The organism is Acinetobacter sp. CE-15 (genome assembly GCF_051059255.1).
GTDB lineage: Bacteria > Pseudomonadota > Gammaproteobacteria > Pseudomonadales > Moraxellaceae > Acinetobacter > Acinetobacter guillouiae.
Genome location: NZ_CP192737.1, coordinates 2,515,304 through 2,535,621 on the forward strand (window position 1 = coordinate 2,515,304; position 20,318 = coordinate 2,535,621).

22 protein-coding genes are annotated in these 20,318 nt (G+C 37.7%); 7 read left to right on the forward strand and 15 right to left on the reverse strand.

Annotated elements, in window-relative coordinates:
- Positions 1-6 precede the first annotated feature (6 nt).
- The 4 genes from clpS to ACQ7EO_RS11705 all read right to left on the reverse strand — a co-directional run bounded on the left by clpS (position 7) and on the right by ACQ7EO_RS11705 (position 3,550).
- Positions 7-432 carry an ATP-dependent Clp protease adapter ClpS gene (clpS, locus tag ACQ7EO_RS11690; RefSeq protein WP_004720737.1) on the reverse strand — a complete coding sequence of 142 codons (426 nt, stop codon included), beginning with the start codon at positions 430-432 and terminating at the stop codon, positions 7-9.
- A 21-nt stretch (positions 433-453) separates the two neighbouring features.
- Positions 454-1,197 (reverse strand): DUF6776 family protein, encoded by a 744-nt coding sequence (locus ACQ7EO_RS11695; RefSeq protein ID WP_004720739.1) that lies wholly within the window; start codon positions 1,195-1,197, stop codon positions 454-456.
- An 82-nt stretch (positions 1,198-1,279) separates the two neighbouring features.
- A complete protein-coding gene (gene argC, locus ACQ7EO_RS11700) occupies positions 1,280-2,329 on the reverse strand; it encodes an N-acetyl-gamma-glutamyl-phosphate reductase (RefSeq protein ID WP_224965425.1) in 1,050 nt (349 codons plus the stop codon).
- Positions 2,330-2,449: 120 nt separating this feature from the next.
- Entirely contained in the window at positions 2,450-3,550 is a 1,101-nt protein-coding gene (locus ACQ7EO_RS11705) for a GGDEF domain-containing protein (protein ID WP_270382492.1), read from the reverse strand.
- Positions 3,551-4,141: 591 nt separating this feature from the next.
- Here ACQ7EO_RS11705 and ACQ7EO_RS11710 point away from each other — a divergent pair.
- Both ACQ7EO_RS11710 and ACQ7EO_RS11715 read left to right on the forward strand, forming a co-directional pair.
- Positions 4,142-4,894: an HD domain-containing protein gene (locus ACQ7EO_RS11710; protein WP_434277371.1), complete on the forward strand. Its 753-nt coding sequence runs from the start codon at positions 4,142-4,144 to the stop codon at positions 4,892-4,894.
- 3 nt (positions 4,895-4,897) lie between these two features.
- On the forward strand, positions 4,898-5,719 hold the full coding sequence (locus tag ACQ7EO_RS11715; RefSeq protein ID WP_434277372.1) for an alpha/beta fold hydrolase: 822 nt from the start codon (positions 4,898-4,900) through the stop codon (positions 5,717-5,719).
- Here ACQ7EO_RS11715 and ACQ7EO_RS11720 read toward each other — a convergent pair.
- The 5 genes from ACQ7EO_RS11720 to rpiA all read right to left on the reverse strand — a co-directional run bounded on the left by ACQ7EO_RS11720 (position 5,709) and on the right by rpiA (position 8,498).
- Entirely contained in the window at positions 5,709-6,140 is a 432-nt protein-coding gene (locus ACQ7EO_RS11720) for a GNAT family N-acetyltransferase (RefSeq protein ID WP_004821299.1), read from the reverse strand. The two genes, ACQ7EO_RS11715 and ACQ7EO_RS11720, sit on opposite strands and share 11 nt — an antisense overlap.
- A 54-nt stretch (positions 6,141-6,194) precedes the next feature.
- On the reverse strand, positions 6,195-6,617 hold the full coding sequence (locus tag ACQ7EO_RS11725; RefSeq protein ID WP_244015881.1) for a bleomycin resistance protein: 423 nt from the start codon (positions 6,615-6,617) through the stop codon (positions 6,195-6,197).
- 28 nt (positions 6,618-6,645) lie between these two features.
- Positions 6,646-7,002: a VOC family protein gene (locus tag ACQ7EO_RS11730; RefSeq protein ID WP_434277373.1), complete on the reverse strand. Its 357-nt coding sequence runs from the start codon at positions 7,000-7,002 to the stop codon at positions 6,646-6,648.
- Positions 7,003-7,054: 52 nt separating this feature from the next.
- Entirely contained in the window at positions 7,055-7,726 is a 672-nt protein-coding gene (locus ACQ7EO_RS11735) for a M48 family metallopeptidase (protein ID WP_434277375.1), read from the reverse strand.
- A gap of 100 nt (positions 7,727-7,826) precedes the next feature.
- The gene (gene rpiA, locus ACQ7EO_RS11740) at positions 7,827-8,498 is read right to left on the reverse strand and encodes a ribose-5-phosphate isomerase RpiA (RefSeq protein ID WP_034610544.1); all 672 of its coding nucleotides are present in this window, start codon (positions 8,496-8,498) and stop codon (positions 7,827-7,829) included.
- Between the two features lie 115 nt (positions 8,499-8,613).
- Between rpiA and ilvA the strand changes: the two genes are divergently transcribed.
- Positions 8,614-10,152, forward strand: coding sequence for a threonine ammonia-lyase, biosynthetic (gene ilvA, locus ACQ7EO_RS11745; RefSeq protein ID WP_434277376.1), 1,539 nt, complete (start codon positions 8,614-8,616; stop codon positions 10,150-10,152).
- 82 nt (positions 10,153-10,234) lie between these two features.
- Here ilvA and ACQ7EO_RS11750 read toward each other — a convergent pair whose 3' ends face one another.
- Together ACQ7EO_RS11750 and ACQ7EO_RS11755 are read right to left on the reverse strand one after the other, a co-directional pair.
- Positions 10,235-10,732 (reverse strand): hypothetical protein, encoded by a 498-nt coding sequence (locus ACQ7EO_RS11750; protein ID WP_434277377.1) that lies wholly within the window; start codon positions 10,730-10,732, stop codon positions 10,235-10,237.
- A gap of 47 nt (positions 10,733-10,779) precedes the next feature.
- Positions 10,780-11,325 (reverse strand): hypothetical protein, encoded by a 546-nt coding sequence (locus tag ACQ7EO_RS11755; RefSeq protein WP_004821284.1) that lies wholly within the window; start codon positions 11,323-11,325, stop codon positions 10,780-10,782.
- 244 nt (positions 11,326-11,569) lie between these two features.
- On the opposite strand from ACQ7EO_RS11755, the gene ACQ7EO_RS11760 reads away from it, so the two are divergent.
- The gene (locus ACQ7EO_RS11760) at positions 11,570-12,220 is read left to right on the forward strand and encodes a potassium channel family protein (protein WP_004821282.1); all 651 of its coding nucleotides are present in this window, start codon (positions 11,570-11,572) and stop codon (positions 12,218-12,220) included.
- An 8-nt stretch (positions 12,221-12,228) separates the two neighbouring features.
- A complete protein-coding gene (locus tag ACQ7EO_RS11765; RefSeq protein ID WP_004720769.1) occupies positions 12,229-13,581 on the forward strand; it encodes a TrkH family potassium uptake protein in 1,353 nt (450 codons plus the stop codon).
- Positions 13,582-13,790: 209 nt separating this feature from the next.
- Here the strand turns inward: ACQ7EO_RS11765 and zapE are convergent, their stop codons facing one another.
- The gene (gene zapE / locus ACQ7EO_RS11770) at positions 13,791-14,939 is read right to left on the reverse strand and encodes a cell division protein ZapE (protein ID WP_004720770.1); all 1,149 of its coding nucleotides are present in this window, start codon (positions 14,937-14,939) and stop codon (positions 13,791-13,793) included.
- Positions 14,940-15,047: 108 nt separating this feature from the next.
- Entirely contained in the window at positions 15,048-16,058 is a 1,011-nt protein-coding gene (locus ACQ7EO_RS11775; protein WP_004720772.1) for an AraC family transcriptional regulator, read from the reverse strand.
- Positions 16,059-16,212: 154 nt separating this feature from the next.
- On the opposite strand from ACQ7EO_RS11775, the gene ACQ7EO_RS11780 reads away from it, so the two are divergent.
- Positions 16,213-17,736, forward strand: a complete 1,524-nt coding sequence (locus ACQ7EO_RS11780) for a flavin-containing monooxygenase (RefSeq protein WP_434277379.1) — start codon at positions 16,213-16,215, stop codon at positions 17,734-17,736.
- An 87-nt stretch (positions 17,737-17,823) separates the two neighbouring features.
- On the forward strand, positions 17,824-18,732 hold the full coding sequence (locus ACQ7EO_RS11785; RefSeq protein WP_434277380.1) for a lysine exporter LysO family protein: 909 nt from the start codon (positions 17,824-17,826) through the stop codon (positions 18,730-18,732).
- 203 nt (positions 18,733-18,935) lie between these two features.
- On the opposite strand, the gene pyrF is transcribed toward ACQ7EO_RS11785, so the two are convergent.
- Both pyrF and ACQ7EO_RS11795 read right to left on the reverse strand, forming a co-directional pair.
- A complete protein-coding gene (gene pyrF, locus ACQ7EO_RS11790) occupies positions 18,936-19,631 on the reverse strand; it encodes an orotidine-5'-phosphate decarboxylase (protein ID WP_004821273.1) in 696 nt (231 codons plus the stop codon).
- Between the two features lie 103 nt (positions 19,632-19,734).
- Positions 19,735-20,283 (reverse strand): helix-turn-helix domain-containing protein, encoded by a 549-nt coding sequence (locus ACQ7EO_RS11795; protein WP_434277382.1) that lies wholly within the window; start codon positions 20,281-20,283, stop codon positions 19,735-19,737.
- Positions 20,284-20,318: the final 35 nt, after the last annotated feature.

A 20,318-nucleotide genomic window follows, 5' to 3' on the forward strand; every position in this document is an offset into this window, starting at 1 on the left:
ACCCCCTTATTCTTTTGGCTCAATCTGACAAAGCAATGGATGACCTTGAGATCGAGCGTAGTTATTAACTTGGTTGGCTTTAGTCTCCGCAATGTCTCTTGGATAAACACCAGCTTCACCTTTTCCTTCATAATGTACTGTTAACATTACTTGAGTGGCTTGGTCAAGATTCAAAGCAAAGTATTGTTGTAAAATTTCAATAACAAAGTCCATCGGAGTGTAATCATCGTTCAATAAAACGACAGAATACATCGGTGGTCGCTTCACTTCAGGTGGTGCAGTTTGTACTGCAACATCTGCTTGATCATGGTCTGGATGGTTTGGATCTTCTGAATTACTTATACGAATACTCAAGTGCCAATCTATAAATCCTGAATCACGGAATGATGATTTCACTTCATTTAAACTCATTTGACGTTTATTAGTTCGCATATTTTTCAAAATACTTATGATTTATTGAGAATTAGCCGCAGCTTGAGGAACCTCTGCAGCAAACGCTGCTGCACTGTCTACAGCTTGCCCACGTGACCAACTAAAGCGTTTAACCACTGGCGTGGCACCATTTAGACGGATTTCGATAAATTGTGGATTAAAGCCCTTAGGCATGGTCCAACGACCAGTTAAGCGCTCATAATCAGTAAAGTTATAATTCGCATCTGCCATTGGCACTGTTAACACCTCAGTACCGCTAATCAAACGAATTTCAACAGAACCCGTCGCACGTCTTGGACTGACTTGAATAAGATCAAGCTGATATTCATAAGCGTTTTCTGGTAATGGCTTAACCGCCAAGTTTTGAATGGTTAAACTCAAACCGCCACGTTGTTTTAACACTTCACGATAAATCGCACTCATCACATCAACTTGTGATTTTTCAGCATTGGCTTTGTTCAATGACTCTAACAAATCGTTAGAGTTCGAAACAGCCACATCTCGTTCCTGTACAGCAGCATTTAAGCTTTTATTTAAATTAGCCAGCGTTGTTTTTTGTTGCTTCACAACTTCTACCAACTGTTCTGCATCTGCATCAAAACCGACTACCGTTAGCCCTTGGCGATGTCCAACCGTATAACCTAAAAGTACACTGCCAGCACATAATACAACCCCACCGATCACCAAAGGCATATTCCCTTTTAAAAAAGGCTTTTTCGGTGCTTGAGCTGGTTGTGACGCGGTATTTGTTTCTGTGTTCTGCATCATCATCTCTAAGTATTATTGATAGAATCAAAACACACATTTAACCGCAAAGTTATATGTGTGTGAAGCCATAAAGCGTTTTTTATGGTAATAATCCGATACCTTGTAAACCAGCATCTTCAGCAAAACCAAACATTAAGTTCATATTTTGTACAGCCTGTCCTGCCGCACCTTTGACTAAATTGTCTTGAACAGACAAAACAATTAACTTGTTCGGATGCGGTTTATACAGTGCAATTCTGAGTTGGTTTGCACCACGTACAGAACGTGTTTCTGGTGAACTATTTGCAGGCATTACGTCTACAAATATTTCATTTGCATAAAATTTTTCATAAAGACTTTGTAAATCTGCTGCTGCACCTTGCTCTGTCAAATCAACATAGATTGTACTAAACATACCACGAATCATCGGAACCAAATGCGGCACAAAAAGAATCTGATCAAATACATTTTTTTGACCCGAAATATTTTCTAATGCTTCTACAATTTCAGGATGATGACGATGTCCAGCAACGCCATAGGCTTTAAAATTATCTGCATTTTCAGAATAAATCATGCCTAGACTAGCTTTACGCCCTGCACCTGATACACCAGATTTCGCGTCAATGATAATACTTTCTGGTTTAACCAATGTTTCAGCTTGCTTAAAAAGTGGCGCTAATCCCAACTGAACAGTTGTTGGGTAACAACCCGGGTTACCGACAACATTGGCATTTTTAATTTGTTCACGATTAAGTTCAGATAAACCATAAACAGAGTCTTTCAGTATCTCTGGGCAGGCATGCTGCATCCCATACCATTTTTCAAACTGTGCTAAATTCTGCAAGCGAAAATCAGCGGCTAAATCGATAACTTTGGTATTTGCTGCCAAAAGTTGTTGTGCATGCTGCATTGCCACACCATGTGGGGTCGCAAAAAACACAACATCACATTTTTTTAATTCATCAATGTTTAAATCTGAATACTTAAGCTCGGTGTGCCCACGTAAGCTTGGAAACATATCATCTACACGGCGACCATCTTCGGTACGTGATGTCAGTACATTCACTTGAACATTTGGATGTCGTAGTAAAAGACGCAACAATTCAACGCCTGTATAACCTGTTCCACCGACAATACCCACTGAAATCACGTTTTTTACCTCGATTTAAAAGTATCCATTTTGTAGTGCTGTAGTATGACAGGAAGTTGATGCTTTCTAAACTATTTTACTGGGTTTTTATGATATTTTAGCATTATGACAAAGTTAAATTCACATAAGTTCGATTGATGAATCTTGCGCAATACAGTTGCGCCCTCTACGTTTGGCAACATACAAAAGTTTGTCAGCAGCTTCTATACCACTCGCTAAATTACGATGTCTCACTTGTGTTAAGCCAAAGCTGGCTGTCAATACGATGGATTGAGTTAAAAATTGCTCAGTTTCAATAGCAGTCCGCATACGCTCAGCAATTTTATAGGCATAATCGAGATCTTCAACTTGTAATAAAACAATAAACTCTTCACCACCAAAACGCCCCACTAAGCCCTTTTCACCGACATGCTGACTAACAAGACGACCTACGCTTTGCAAAATCTGATCACCGACCAGATGCCCATGGGTATCATTAATTTTCTTAAAATGATCGACATCACACATCAGCAAAAAATATTGTTTTTCTGGCAAATCGATTAAATTGATTTTAGCTGCATCATAAAAGCCACGGCGATTGAGTAAATGTGTTAATGGATCTCTAGAACGTTCATCATTTAATTTTAAAATAATGTCTCGTACTAATGTCCCTAAAAGTACGATCGCAAACCACATGCTCAGGATAATACTGGCAGCAAGCATCATTAACCACCATACTGAATTTACAAGCATGCTGGCTTCAATATTTTTCAAAAACAAGAAAATAATAATGACGCGGACAAAAGTATATAAAACAATAAAAAGGTAAGAATAATCGACCAGCTTATTTAACCAATCACTTTGCTTATCATCTTTAAAAATAGATACTAAAACTAAGGATTCAACTGTGGCAATGCTCAGGTTTAAAATTAGCATTCGCATCCATAGCTGTTCATCGACAAAAGAATAATAGACCAGCAGACATATTGTGATAAGGATCAAAATGAAAGCCACTAAAGTGTGCGCACTGGCTTTCTTTCTCAATGCCATAGTATATGCACTGGCCCATGCACCAAATAGGTATAAACCACCAACAACAGGGGCAGAGAATGTTAATTGTTGGTTAGACATAAAACTTTGTGCAGCTAAAGCAAAAGACGGCACGATATATCCAAGACCCAACCAAAATAAATAAGTAGGTGCTTTAAAAAAATAATGGCAGATCAAAAGTAAACTGCCCATTAATATCAGGCAGATCGGTACAATCAAAATAAAGTAATGAGTATCTGCAAAATTCACGTCTGATATCTTTATGATAAGAAATAGGAAATATTGGCAAGTCGCCAAGTTTAGTGTATTTTTTTATTCACTCCCAACTTATGCTTAAAATAATCAGACTATTTTGTAATTTAACTGTTTTTATTAAGAAATACTTTTAAGGCATTATACCCTTACTTAAAATTTATGATGATCAATATACACACGCAGACTATTCAATGACATTGTCATAAATCTATCAACTTAAATGTCTAAGAAAAATAGGTTTCGTTCATCAGTCCTTTTTAAGACCTAAATCAACATAAAAACCTCATCCTAACTTTCGTCCAAAAGGAGAAGCAACGTTCAATACCAATATTAATAAGTTCACTTGAGCGCTGTTTGATTTATGAAAAAATTTGATGATAAGGAAACAAACCTTTTCATTTTAATTCTCGTTTTTGGCATAAAAGACTATTCAAACAAATTCAAAGAAAACGGTCTTGTCTTGCTAAATGATCTATGCATAATAATTTAGAGTAATTACTCTAAAGTTAACAAAAGGACGCATTGGTCATGATTGGATCACGAGCGTGGATGAATACAAGTAATGGAAAACTTAGCTTTAAAGAAAAAACTCAGCTTATAAAACAAGTTCTCATTCCTGCCACACTGAACTATGGCAAAACTTTTCTAAAAGCGAATCATGATTCAACTTCATTTACACTGGATAATTTTCAGATTCCTGACACAGCAATTGTCAAAGAAGCGATGAACGAATTAGAACAAACGGCTTCACAAGCGATCATCAATCATTCTTGGCGGAGCTATTTTTGGGCTGTTGCTATCGCCCACACCAAACAATGGCAATTTGATCAAGAGAGTCTTGTTATTTCATGTTTGATGCATGATTTAGGACTGGTTAATCATTTGGATCAATATGCATGTCAATGTTTTAGCTTTGAAAGTGCCTTAAGAGCTGAAACACTCTGTAGCAAACACCATTATCCCGAAGACAAAATGGTTAATATTTCAAATGCGATTTGTTTACATATGAATGGCAGTTTAGATGAAAGTGATCACAGTCTTTCTAAAGAAGTGCTATTACTACAAAAAGCCACTTCCTGTGATGTCATTGGGACTGATCTCAGCTTATTTTCAAACAGTTTTAAAAACCAAATTTTAAACCAATATCCACGGGTACATTTTAATTCAGAAATGCGTAAACTTATCTCAATTGAAGCAAAAAGAAACCCTCAATCACGGACTGCTTTAATGCACAAACTCGGACTTTCAAACATGATTCAAATGAATATTTTTAAGGACTAAATCATGAAAAATACCTCTTTTACCCAAAAGAATATTGATTTTGGGCAATATCCAATTGTAGTCGATATTTATTCAAACCCTGAAAACAGCCATAGTGTTATCTTGCTGGCTGCGCTAGGCATAGCAATCAGTAAATACGAGGTGCTTATTACCGCTTTAAGCCAAAGTGGCTTGAATGTTATTGTCGCTGATTATCCCCATTGTGGGCGTAATACTCCGCCTGTTTCAACAAAGATTGATTATGGTTATGCTGATTTACTCAATGACTTTATTCCTCAACTGGAAAAGCTGGCTTTAGAACTAAACCAACAAGTTCCAATCTTATTTGGACATAGTTTAGGTGGACATTTAGCAACACTTTATGCACAAAATCATGCAAACAAAGTCATTGGTGTTGCCACAGGCAATATCGGTTTAAAAAATTGGGACTTAAAAGGTAAAATCAATATTTTAAAAGCAGTCACAGTGATCAACGCCATGATTTTAAAAGATGGTTATTTTGCAGGCTATAAAATTGCTTTTGGGAATAAAGAGACAAAATCCTTAATGCATGATTGGTCTAAAGTTATCTTTACAGGGAATTATGCACATATTATTGGGCAAGAAAACGTGGTGAATAACGCTGCCTTATTTGTCTATTTAAATGGCGATGATTTTGCACCAATGTTTTCAATGCTTGGCCTAAGTGGTTATTTTAAAAACCCACAAATAAACACGCTGGATTTAACCCATAAAACCAAGGGCAATCAACATAGTGCATGGATTAAACAGCCTGATGAAGTCGTCGAAATAATTATAGAATGGATCAATAGTTTTACTGAATAAGTTTTGCTTTTGACATCAAAATATATCCACCTTCTTCACTTTCTCCAGTGCTGATTGCTTCCCAGCCATGACCTAAATAAAAAGACAAAGCTTTTTTATTTTCTGATAAACATTTGAGATAGCCTGCACCCGTAAACAGTTGTTCTGCTGCGTGTAGCAATGCTGTTCCTACACCCTGATTTTGAGCATTTGGGGCAATAAATAGATGATGTAAAAAGTTCTCTTGCAGAAAAATAGATGCAAATCCCAAATATTCTTGGTCTTTTTCAGCCACTAAAATCATTTCATTTTCGGTATATTTTTCAAAATCACTCAGCCCCCATTTTGAAGAATCTAACCACGGCCAACTTAATTTTCTGCTATTTAAAAAAAGTTCACTCAATGGTGCTCGGTCATGATTTTGAAAAGATCTGATGTGCATCGCTGTATCTCAATTAAAGTCCCTATAACCTTAGCTTATTTAAGCCAGCCTTATTTAATCTAACGTTATTGCTCTTTCTCCAATCACCTCAACAATTCGTAATAAATAACCATCTGGATCTTGAACTAAAAATTGCCTTTGTCCATGCTCTATATTTTCTGCACGGTACCAACGTTCTTCTAACGCTTCAAACAGCGGCCATTGTGCGACATCCAAACGATTTAAAATACTGTCGAGTTGGTCTACTTCAAACTGAAAGTTAATCCCTCTTCCCAATGGGTAGGCCAATACTCCTGTTAACCATTGCCCTTGTTGTTGTTGCTCCAACATAAACTGAACACCATCAAGTTCCACATAGATAAATTTTTCTTCAGCCCGTTGATACATTACAGAAAAACCCAGTATTTCCACCCAAAAATGATAACTTTTATCTAAATCGGTGACGATCAGTTCTGGAACCAATTTATTCCACTGCATTTAAAAATCCTACTTAATTCATTAATTTTTAATATTCAATATGTTGCAAAATATTTACAACCTTTCCAAATGGATCTTTGACATAGAATCGCCTAACACCCCAGTCTTCATGGGTTAAGGGATAGAGAATGTTTAAATCTAATTTTTTGGCTTTTTCATAAAGTTCATCCACATTGTCGACCTCGATTGAAAAATCGGGTACATCTGTATTATTTCCCCCTTCCGAAGCAATACTGATTTGTGGATGCATGATTTCCTGACTGGCAAATGTTTTGATCCAGCCATGATCCATCACCAAGCCCATCGCTAAAAAATCACCATAAAAAGCTTGGGCACTGGCTAAGTCTAAAGCTTTAATATTACTTATGATTCTTTTTACAGTCATACGCTTTTCCTCATTTTTTATTTTAATGCAATCTAGAAATTTACTTATTTTATTAGGCCCACCACCAAGGCATTACACTACTTTTTAAAACTTTACGATGCTGCTGATAGTGTTGATCATGCTTTTCAACTTCAGACCAAAAAGCAGCGCTATGATCAAAATGTTTGGTATGTGCCAATTCATGTACACAGACATAACGGGTAATTTGTTGATCACATAAAACCAAGGCACTATTGAGCATAATATCATGATGGGCTGTACAACTTCCCCAACGCGTTTTCGGGTGTCGAACAGCACACTGTCCAAACTTTAAACGGGTTTCATCACTGACTTGCTTTAAATAGATTGGTAAATAATGCTTTGCATAAGCAATCACAAAAGCTTTTAAATAGCTTTCAGGCTGACGCTCGCTGATAAATAACTGATGCCTTTGCTCATCTAAAATATAGCTATTTTTTTGAGTTTTATAAATAATTTCTAAGGGATGTTTTAAATTAAACAGTTGCAAGCTTGTCGGTAATATCTGATCAACTTGCTGTATTTTTTCCTGCTGTTTATGCCAGGTATCAATCATCCATTGTTCAGACTCGTGTAAAAAATGCTGAATCTGACGTTGGGTACAATATTTGGGCACAGTTAGGCGAATCTGCGTGGGTTCTACACGTAAACGCAAGCGTGTTGCACGTGCATGATGTGTGATTTTTATTTCAGGAAGATTTGCCATCTTAATACGCTTATTTTTAGAATCTCCCCCAACGCTTACTTAAAAAAGGGAGGTAGTAAACCTCGTCTTTACTCAAGCAGAAGTTAGGGGAAATTTTTTCTTATCCTGCGGTACGCTCTTCAATACCATCATTGGTGGCGACTACAGCGACATCAGCTTTATTGATCGCAAAAATACCATTACACACCACACCAGGAATATCGTTAATGGTTTTTTCGACCTCTAATGCATTCAAAATATTTAAGTTATACACATCCAGAATGACATTACCGTTATCTGTTACCACACCTTCACGATAAACTGGGTCACCGCCTAAAGATACAATTTTACGCGCAACTGCTGAACGTGCCATAGGAATCACTTCGATAGGCAATGGAAATTCACGGCCTAATTGATCGACCCATTTCGAGTCATCGACAATACATACAAATTTTTTCGCAATAGATGCCACGATTTTTTCACGTGTGAGTGCAGCACCACCGCCTTTAATCATATGTAAATGACGGTCAATTTCATCAGCACCATCTACATAAGCATCTAAACCACCAACATGGTTCATATCAACCACTTCAATGCCTAATTTCTTAAGACGTTGAGCTGTTGCTTCTGAACTGGCTACGGCTGCTTCAAGTTGTAACTGAGGTAATAATTCAATTAAGAAGTTCACTGTACTACCAGTACCGACTCCCAAAATGCCCCCTCTTGGTAAGTGTTTTAAAGCGGCTTGGGCTGCAGCTTGTTTTTTCTCGTCCTGGGTTGCATAAAGGCTCATGACATCTCTCAATAAAATTTCAATTTCCTGCACATTTTGCATAATTTTAAAACGCAAAGGTACAACGGTTTGTTACAATGAGCGCTCATTTTAAACTGTTAGATGGAAAATTAACATGCTGTCTCGTTTGGTTCGACAAATATTACAGGCAACGGTGTATGACGTTGCAATCGAAACCCCACTCGAAGCAGCGCCACGAATTAGTGAAAAACTAAACAATAACATTCGCTTTAAACGCGAAGATTTACAACCTGTCTTTTCCTTCAAACTACGCGGTGCGTATAACCGTATTAGTCAATTACCGAAATCTCAGTTGGAACGTGGCGTTATTACTGCTTCAGCAGGTAACCATGCTCAGGGCGTGGCTTTATCTGGTCAAAAGTTAGGTATTCGCGCCATTATTGTGATGCCGAAAACTACCCCTGACATTAAAGTTCAAGCAGTAAAGCGTTTGGGTGGTGATGTTGTGCTTCACGGCGACTCATTTGATGTTGCTAACAAATATGCTATTCAACGTGCAAATGACGAAGGTTTAACCTTTATTCCGCCTTATGACGATGAACTGGTTATCGCCGGCCAAGGTACAATTGCCAATGAAATATTGCGTCAATGGCGTGATGTTGAATATGTATTTGTTGCTGTGGGCGGTGGTGGTTTAATTGCTGGTGTAGCAGCATATCTTGGTGATGTTGCCCCGCATGTCAAAGTTATTCCTGTCGAATATGATGAATCTGCATGTTTAAAAGCAGCATTTGAAGCCAATCAACGTGTGATACTCCCTTCTGTAGGCTTATTTGCAGATGGCACAGCCGTTGCTCAAATCGGTGAAAAGCCATTTGAAGTGATTCAACTACAAAAATCTGATAACTCAGGTCCAATTGTTGAACGTGATGTGGTACTGGTCAATACAGATGAAATCTGTACGGCAATTAAAGACACTTATGATGAATGTCGTAGTATTGTTGAACCATCAGGCGCTATGGCGCTGGCAGGTATTAAAAAGTACGTCGCGGCACACGGTCTTGAAGGCAAAAATATGGTGTCGATTGTTTGCGGCGCCAACATGAATTTTGATCGTTTACGTTATATTGCTGAACGTACCGAACTCGGTGAACGTAAAGAAGCCATTTTTGCAGTAACCATTCCAGAAGAAAAAGGTTCTTTCCTGAATTTCTGTCGTGCTTTGCAAGGGCGTAATATTACGGAATTTAACTACCGTGCCAGTGATGCATCTGCCGCTCAAGTCTTTGTCGGTATTAGCTTAAAGGCAGGTGAAAAAGAACGCCATGACATCTATGAAGCAATGAAATTACATTATGATGTCGATGATTTATCGGATGATGAAGTTGCAAAATTGCATATCCGTTATTTGATTGGTGGTCATGCCGATATTGCCAATGAACGTTTGTTCCGTGTTGAGTTTCCAGAACGCCCAGGTGCTTTATTAACATTCTTAGAGCGTCTTGGTCCAACCCATAACATTAGCCTATTCCATTATCGTAATCACGGTGCAGCAGAAGGACGTGTTTTGGTTGGCTTGGATGCAGAAGATGCGGTACAGAACCCAGATGGACTGATTGAGACGTTGGAAAATATCAATTACCCATATCAAGAAATTACCAATAACTTAGGTTATCAACGTTTCTTAAAATAGAAATAGCTTCAAAATAGAAATAGCCTATAAATTTTTTTATGGGCTATTTTTTATAAAATCAGAACAATTCGAAAAAGTTAACTTAATAAACCGCCATATTTAAATCACCATCATCATTAAATGCGTCATTAAAAGCATCCACAATCTGATTTAATTGTTGCTCATCTTGTGTGGGCACAAGCATCCAATACGGATTTTCACGATATATAACCAATAAAGAAAGCTGATACTGATTTGCAACCAGTTTAATTTGATCAAAAATGATTTCTTCTGTTTGTTGCATTGCGTCCATTTGATCACCTAATGAAACATCATCATCTTCATCGTACTGATCAAATACTTCAGCTATTGCGACTTCGATTTCATTTTGCAATTGCTCAGCATCAATATTGTGCTGGTTAAAGTAGAAATCGTTTTCAATTCCATTGTCATAATATTCTTTTAATTCAATATAATGCAAGAAATCATGCTGTTGATTTATCCATTCACTAAAACTATAAAATTCAGTATCTTGAGGAATTTGTTGTGCATTTAGCTCGGGAATTAAATGTTGAAGTAATGAATATATTTTCTGTGACATGGATATCTCTCTATTTTATTATCAATATGTTGAATTAATTGCAAAAACTAAGTCGATCTTGAACAATCAAATAATGCATAATGTTCTATACTGACATCTTCATCGTGAAATTGTTTGTTAAAACACTTGCAGAACTTTTCAATTTTATATTCATGATTTGGTACGATCAACCAATAATAATCTTCAGCATAAATCAGCAACAGTTCATGATCATGTTGTCTGGCTTGTTTTAATATTTCCTCGAATACAACATCATAAACTTGATCTTGAACATTGTAATAGCGCCCAATAACATCTTTGTGTACTTCATAATGATCAAATAAAGGCTTCACTCTTTCCCGAATTTGAGTTTGAATTCCCAAGCTATCGACTGCATATTCATGAAAAATCGCACAACGCTCAATCTCATTTTCATGAAATTGCATACGATCAATTTTCATTAAATATCCACGAAATCGCCCACCAAACTTTTCAGCTTCGATCCAATTGAGAAACTCGACAAAACGTTTACGATGTTTCTTTTTGGGAATATCTCTTTGCTCCAACGCTGGGAACCAATGTTGGAGAATTTTAAAAATTTTCTTATCATCCATTTTTTTATCATCCATTTTTATTCTTGGATCGAAAGCTCAATCTTGGCTTTGCATTTTTAAATTTCAAAGCAATGATATCGGATCAATTTTAAGTTTTTATGACATAAATCTGGTTTTATTTACATTTATCGCTTTTTATTCTCAGTTTGTAGATTGGCGTTGCAATACTTTAAAGATAAAATATATAAAAATTGAATATGATCATACCAACACAAAATCAGTGTCGGGATAAGGACTTTGTAGAATGGCGCAATTTGCTGTCATCGGTTTAGGCAGTTTTGGTGAAGCAGTTGCACTAGAACTCACCAACTTAAATCACGATGTAATAGGTATTGATACATTAAAGAAAAATGTAGAAAACATTGCCGATAAAATCAGTCATGCAGTTATTGCAGATGCTACCGATGAACATGTGTTAGATGAACTGAATATCAAAAATTGTGATGCCGTGGTGGTTGCCATTGGTGAAGATATTGAAGCCAGTATTCTATGCGTACTGCATTTAAAAAATTTGGGTATCGAAAAAATCTTTGTAAAAGCCAAATCTAAATCACATCATATGATTTTGTCTCATTTAGGCATTACAAAAATCATTCATCCTGAAGAAGACATGGGGATTCGTGTTGCGCAATCACTCAGTTATCCAATGGTGAGACGTTATATGGCATTAAATAATGATCGCTATATCGTCAAAATTGAAATAGGTGCAAATTTACAAGGCGCGCAATTTCAAACGGTCATGGAAAATACCCCCGAAATTACAACCTTGTTATTACAACGCGGTTCACATGTACTGTATGATATTGCACCGGGGACGATTTTACAGGAAAAGGATATTTTAATTCTTGAAGGTCCTGTAGAAATGTTAAGACAATTTTCGATTCGTTTCTTATAGTTATAACTATGCGTTTATCTAAAAAAGAACTAATCAACAAAAAACACAATAGTATTAATCTCAGTCCACCGAGCTTACTTGCTTTAGGTTTTTTAAGCTTTATTATCATCGGAACATTGCTTCTTAAACTTCCTTTTGCTAATCAAGGCAATTTGACATGGCTAGAGGCCCTGTTTACTGCCACGTCTGCTGTAACCATTACTGGGCTGTCTGTCGTCAATATTGGCGACTCCTTAACCACCTTCGGTCAAGTTGTGGTGATGATCCTGATCCAATGCGGCGGTTTAGGTTTTATGACGTTTGCAATCTTAGCTGCTTTGAGTCTTTCCTCAAAAGTTGGTATTCGACAGCAAGTTATGGCACAGGAAACCATTGGTCAAACCAGTTTGGCCAAAGCGACATTTACAGTAAAAGGGGTTTTTCTTTACTCATTGTTCTTTGAAGCGATTGGTACAGGGATTCTAACCATGGCTTGGTCACATCACTACGACCTAGAACATGCATTTTTCTACGCACTGTTTTATAGTATTTCTGCGTTTAACAATGGTGGATTTTCTTTATTTCCCAATAGCTTAATGAGTTTCTCTGACCAGTATATGGTGACATTTACCATCAGTATGCTGTATATCATCGGTGGGATTGGTTTTGTTGTGTTGATGGATATTAAAAGAGCCAAGCGTTGGAAGAAACTCTCTACCAATAGTAAGTTAATTCTGTCTACGATTGCGGGCTTAAACCTTTTTGCCTTTATTGTTATTTGGGCAATAGAAGCATCCAATCCTTTAACACTGGCTCCAATGTCTGTTGGTGATCAAGCTTTAAACGCGTGGTTCCATGCTACCGTACCTCGTTCATCAGGTTTTAACAGCTTGGAAGTCAGCAGCATGACCAATGCATCAACCTTAATAACCATGGTATTGATGTTTATTGGTGGTGGTTCTTTAAGTACCGCTGGTGGAATTAAAGTCGGCACATTTATTATTATGATTTTAAGTGTCATTACCTTTTTAAAACGTTCAGATGAAATTACCATTTTTGGGCATTCTGTTTCTCATCAGGCGACCTTTAAGGCAATGGCGGTCATTTCAATTACTTCACTGCTGATCCTGATTGGCTTTTTTACTCTACTGATCCTTGAGCCTGATAAAAAGTTTTTAGACTTATTATTTGAAGCCGTTTCTGCAGCTTGTACTGTCGGCTTATCACGCGGAATCACTGAAAATTTACATGCTGGCAGCCAAATCGCTTTAATTTGTTTAATGTTTGCTGGACGCTTAGGACCACTAACACTGGCTTATTTAATTGCTACACCGAATAAAAGTCGTGTTCGCCATCCTAATACTGAAATTCAGGTGGGTTAATTGTTTTTAGTCATCAAGCGAATACAACTTAAATAGCTTTGGTTTTATGAGATTGTTTAATCTTATCGTGTGTATTTAGAATAGGATGAACACCCTTAAATAGATTGCTCAGACAATCCTTGCAAAATGCATACTGATGACAATATCCCCCATAAAAAAAGCGATCTTATCAATGATAGGATCGCTTTTTTACATCTTTCTAAGAATGATTATTCTACTTCTAACTCGCTATTGCCTTTAATCAAACGATGCTCTGACTGCAAATATTCATCTGATTGCATTTCGAGTAAACGAGAGCGTGTACGTTCAATTTCGAAAGCTAGCTTCTCTCCGTCATAAATCTCAATAATCGAGTCTTGAGATGTCAGTAGCAGTTTTACGCCACGGTCATAAAACTCATCTACCAGATAAATAAAACGACGTGTACCTTCTGACAGCAAATCAGTTAAGTGCGGAACATTACTCACCAAAACAGTATTATAGATATTAGCAATTTCAATAAAGTCCGATGGGCTACGCGGTTTCATACAGAGTTCTCTAAACTCACACCACAATACATCTTCTGTATGGCCTAAAGTTTCAACAACACGGTTATTAATCGTAATTGGTTCTTCTGACACTGTTTGCGATGTGGTTAATGCATTAAAACGCTTTGCCATCCAGACTTTATTATCATCTGTCAGTGGCGATTTAAACAATTGCGCTTGTTTCAATACCCGTAAACGATAGTCAACACCCGCATCAACATTCAATACCACACAATGTTTTTTTACCATTTCAATCGTTGGAATAAAACGATCACGATGGATTCCATTTTTATATAAACCATCTGGGGCAATATTGGATGTGGCAATCAAGGTAATGCCACGGGTAAATAATTTTTGGAATAAATCACTGAGAATCATTGCATCAGTTACATTCGATACAAAGAACTCATCAAAACAAATCACCACAGCTTCTTTATAAATTTGATCTGCAACGATATCTAAAGGATTACGCTGTCCAGAAAGCTTGTTTAACTCTTTATGCACAAATTGCATAAAGTGATGGAAATGCATACGGGTTTTACGGCGAAAAGGAATCGAATCGTAAAATTGATCCATGAGCCATGTCTTTCCACGCCCTACACCGCCCCACATATATACACCTCTTGGTGCAGTTTGACGGCGGAAACGACGAAAAGCTTTTTTCGATGCTTTATAACGATTGATCAATTCTTGCCATACCCGCTCCAACTCATGTACTGCTTGAGCCTGAGCATCATCTGGTAAAAACTGTCCAGATGACAATGCTTTTGCATAACGCTCAGCGGGTGATACGGGAGTAAATGCTGTTGAAGTTGTATTCTGATCTAACATATCATTTTGTTACTTTTAAAGGCTAAAGGAAGTATATCGAATTTTCATTTTTGATAAATAAAACTTTGGGATAATTCTAACTCTATATCTCATATCAGCACTACCTGTTTATTTACCATATTGACGCGGGCTTTGCCCAAACCAACGTTTAAAAGCATGATTAAATGCAGCGGGTTCTGAGTAGCCGAGTAATTCCGCAATCACCTCAATTGAATATTCCTTATATTCAATCAAGCGCAAAGCTTTGTGCTTAATCAGCTGTTCCCGAATTTGTTTATAGCTGGTATTTAATTGCTGCAACTGATGGCGTAAGGTTCTTTCAGGCACATTCAACGCCTGAGCCACTTCGGCCATCGAAGGAATAATCCCTTGCTGTAATTCCAAATAATCATTTACCCGTTGAATCAACGGCGCAATTTTCTGTTCTTCGGCATTTAATCGCTCGATTTCAGCAATACACTTGGCTTCGTAAACCCGATGTGTAATTGGATCTGCGGATGGAATCGGCAGTTGCATCACATCTTCATTGATCCAAAAAGCGGCTTTTTCACAATTAAAATGTAAATCTGAACCGTAATAATCATGATATTGCTTTAATACACTTAAATCCTGAGGCTGCTGAAAGGGTAACTCGATTCTCACGCTGGGCGCTGTAAGTCCCATCATTTTATAAATATCATCCAGAAATTTATAAGTTCCAGAGATTTCACATTGCGCTCTCAACAAACCCATTTCTGTTTCTAAATCTACAGGCTTATAGGTTAATGCGACTTGATGATCGCCTTTCTCAAGCCCTAAGACACCATATAAATAGGTTAAACCCTGATAATGCACACCATTTTGAATCGCATCACCAACATTACTACATGTCACCAAGAGCATAAGCAACGGGCCATAGCCCGCTAAAGAATAATGCTGGCCGATAAACAAGCCTGTTTCTGGCTGTACACCCTGCCCAATCACTTTTTGTATATCCCACTCTAAGCTGGGATGAATGATAGAGCTCGGATCAAGTGCATCTGCTTTGATCCCAATACTTGCAAGTCGTGAATCTACATCGATTCCAGCATTACGCATACCATGAATTAAATACATTAAACCGAGAATCGAGCGTTTCATTGGATCATCATTTGATTTCTACCCAAACTTTGTACTACAAAGTCGGTTTTTTGCAAATTGCCGAATATATCAATTTTTGTGTCAGTGCAATCATATTTCAAGCGTTGCATTTCCGATATTCTATGCAAAACTGGAAAAGTCAGAGCGAACAAAAATGAGTACAGCCCCTACGACTGAAGTAAAAACTCAATCAACGCAAGTTGCAATTATTGGATCTGGATTTGGTGGTTTAGCCATGGCAATCCGCCTATTGCAAGCCAATATTCATGATTTTATCATTTTAGAAAAAGCAGATAATGTTGGTGGTACATGGCGTGAGAACCAGTACCCAGGTGCGGCTTGTGATGTTCAATCACATATGTACTCGCTTTCTTTTGCACCAAAAACAGATTGGTCAAAACGTTATGCCGAAGCGCCTGAGATTTTTGACTATATTCAAGATTTAATTCAGCAATTCAATTTAAAGAAATACATCCAATTTAATCAAGAAGTGGTCTCTACACGTTATGATGAGCACAATTTCAATTGGCATTTAACACTAAAAAGTGGACAAAAAATTGAGGCTCAATTTGTTATTTTTGCATCAGGGCCATTGCATGTACCACAGATTCCTAAAATTAAAGGGGTTGAAAAATTCAAAGGTGAAGTTTTCCATTCATCACACTGGAAGCATGACTATAATTTAAATCAAAAAAATGTAGCATCCATTGGTACTGGTGGTAGTGCAATTCAATATATTCCTGAAATTGCTGCAAAAGTTCAAAATCTTTATGTATTTCAAAGAACCCCTGCTTGGGTGATTCCTCGTGATGAACGTGCCTATAATGCACTTGATAAAAAACTATTTAGTCGCTTTGAATGGTTTAGAAAATTACACCGTGCTCGTTTGTACTGGTCAAATGAATCACGTGTCGTCCCCATTGTAAAACCACAAATCATGAAATATGGTCAGAAACTTGCTGAAGCTTATATAAAACTCCAAGTCAAAGACAAAGAAATCGCCAAAAAACTGACCCCTGACTATATTATGGGCTGTAAGCGCATTCTGATTTCCAACAAATACTTTCCAACATTTAATCGTAAAAATGTCGAATTAATCACCGATGGAATTCAGGAAATTACAGAAAATAGCATCATCACTAAGGATGGCAAAGAACGTCAAATTGATTGTTTAATTTATGGTACTGGTTTTATTACAGACCCACGCATCTATTTAAAATCATTCGATTGCTATGGTGAACACGGCGTTGAATTAAAAACCGCATGGAAAGACGGTGCAGAAAGTTTTTATGGGATCAGCACCAAAGGCTTTCCTAATCTATTTCAATTGCTTGGTCCAAATACCGTTCTGGGTCATAACTCTGTAATTTTCATGATTGAGTCTCAGGTAAATTATATTTTGCAATTGATTCAGATGGTTGCAAAAACACAGACACAAGCAGTGACGGTAAAAGCTGAAGTACAAGATCAATTTAATGAAAATGTACAGCAACAGCTTGCAGGTACGGTATGGCAATCAGGCTGTGTCAGTTGGTACCAACAAGATGGCGGAAAAAACTTTGCATTATGGCCAACCTATACCTGGAAATTTTGGCTCAACACCCGCAAAGTAAACCCAGCAGATTTTCGCTTATTAGGGCGTGAGCAAAGTGCCAAGCAAAAGTCAAAAGCTGCATAAACTTGCTTGATATTCTTCTATAAATTTTCAACCGCTTTTCTGCGCTTCGACTATAATAGATAGGTATCCATTGCCTATCTATTTTTCATGCAATCACTTTGGCTTATTTTCCAACTTTTATTTTGTTTATGCTTAGGGTTTATTTTAGCCCGCAGAATTCCACAATCCATTGAAAAAATAGCTTTTAAAATACTGCCTTATTTTACCTATATTCTTTTAATTGCGATTGCAATGGAGTTTTCTCAAACAATTCATAATATTACCAGCCCTGCACAGATTCTCACCAGTTCAATAACAATTGCATTCACCACATCAATGGGTGCATTTTTTTGTTGTTATCTGGTATTTACAGCGATTGGCTACAAACCATCACAAGGTAAAGTTTCTGCTGAATTATTGATGGGTTCATTACTCAACATTAGCTATGCATTTATTGCACTGGCTGTAGGTTATGGCTTAGCAGAGTTGGCCCACCTTTTCCATGTTCCACTGCATGTCAGCACATGGAATTTACTTTTAGTTTACATGTTACTGATCGGCTTGGATCTGGCTTACTCGCCACTGGATCGTTCTTGGTTAAACTGGAAAATTATGCTGGTACCGATTGCCTGCGTGATTGGCTCACTATTGGGTGCTGTTGCGGCATTTTTCTTGATTCAAGACATCAGTATGAAAGATTTAATCATGTTATCGCAAGGTTACGGCTTCTATTCGATGACAGGGATTGTGGTGACTGAATTAAAGAATGCCCATCTGGGAAGTATTGCGTTAATGAACGATTTATTTAGGGAGATTTTTGCCATTTTATTTATGTATATGATTGGATGGCGTTATCCACGTTCAGCAATTTCTTCTGCTGGTGCAACCGCTATGGATGTCACCTTACCTATGGTGAAACAAGCTTGCGGCAATGATTATATTCCACATGCAATGGTCAGTGGTTTTGTTCTGTCGGTATTGGCGCCAATTGCGGTAAGTGTTCTGGCTGCACTTTAAAATTAAGTGCTGAATGTGACATCCATCGTACTTTATCTGACGAGATAGTAATACTGATCAATAGAATCACTGGAATAAAAAGTTTTTTAAACTTCTGAAAAAAGACCTAGTAACGCAGATACACTACAGTGTATACACAGCAATTTTTATTATATAAATCAAAGAAATCACCCTCTTGATCAACTGAAAAAGAGGGTTTATTTTTATAGAGTCGCTAAAATATCTTGCAGGGTTTTACTTGGATGTTCAGACTGAGTAATTGGACGACCAATCACTAAATGAGTAGAACCGTCAAGCATGGCCTGCTTAGGCGTTACAATACGCTTTTGATCATCTGCATTTGCACCAGCTGGACGAATCCCTGGTGTTACCAAAGCAAATTCAGCACCCAAATCCTGACGTAACATTTTGGCTTCCTGAGCCGAGCATACTACACCATCCAAACCACTCTGTTGCGTCAATTTAGCCAGACGTTTCACTTGTTCAAATGGCTCTATGTCTAAACCAATATCACGCAAGTCTTCACGTTCCATTGAAGTAAGTACAGTAACCGCAATCAATTGAGTTTTATAGTTACCTGCTTTTAAGCGTTCTACGCAAGTTTCCATCATTCTACGCCCACCTGAAGCATGGACATTGACCATCCATACGCCCAAATCAGCCGCAGCACAAACTGCCTGCGCAGTTGTGTTCGGAATATCATGAAATTTTAAATCGAGGAATACTTCAAAGCCCTTATCATGTAGTGCTTTCACAACCAGAGGGCCTTCATGGGTAAATAATTCTTTACCGACTTTTAAACGACATAGTGATGGGTCAAGCTGATCAGCAATTGCTAGGGCGTCATATTGGCTTTTTGCATCTAAGGCAACAATAATACTCACGAATCTCAGTTCCATCACATAAATTTGCGCTCATTATAAAGTGATTCACGCCATGTACAAAGCCAGAAAATCGACTTCAGCACAAAACAATCAACTATTCTTAGATCTTGCTCATGATTTATCTCTGCTCTGAGATCAAAATTGCACGTGTGTCTTGCTCCAGTGCTTCAAAAATATGCGCTTGATCTGCTGGATAGGAAATATAGTCCCCTGCTTGAAGTAACTCAGCACTGTCTAATAAACCGACTTTGGCAGAGCCCTGCATAATAATAATATGCTCCACACTGCCAATAGGATGCGGTTTACTGCAACGCGGCTCACCCGGTTGGGTTGTAAGGATATACACGTCTCGTCGTGCATTGGGTGGGCATGTTGCCAACAAAACAGCCTGATAATTTGATATTTCAGAAACAACTGAAGCGCCCTCGCCATAACGAATCACTTGTGTAGCTTGGGTTTGTGCTTCCATAAGTTTGGCAAAAGGAATATTTAAAGCCACGCAAAGTGCCCATAAAGTTTCGAGACTCGGATTGCCCTGCCCAGATTCAAGTTGCGAAAGTGTGGACTTCGCAATGCCTGCACGTCGAGCAACTTCTCCCAAAGATAATGCAGCACTTTTTCTTTCTTTTTGCAGATTATTTGCAATGATTTCAATTGGTATAGACATTATCCTTCCAAAAAAGACGATCGTTCGGTTTGACG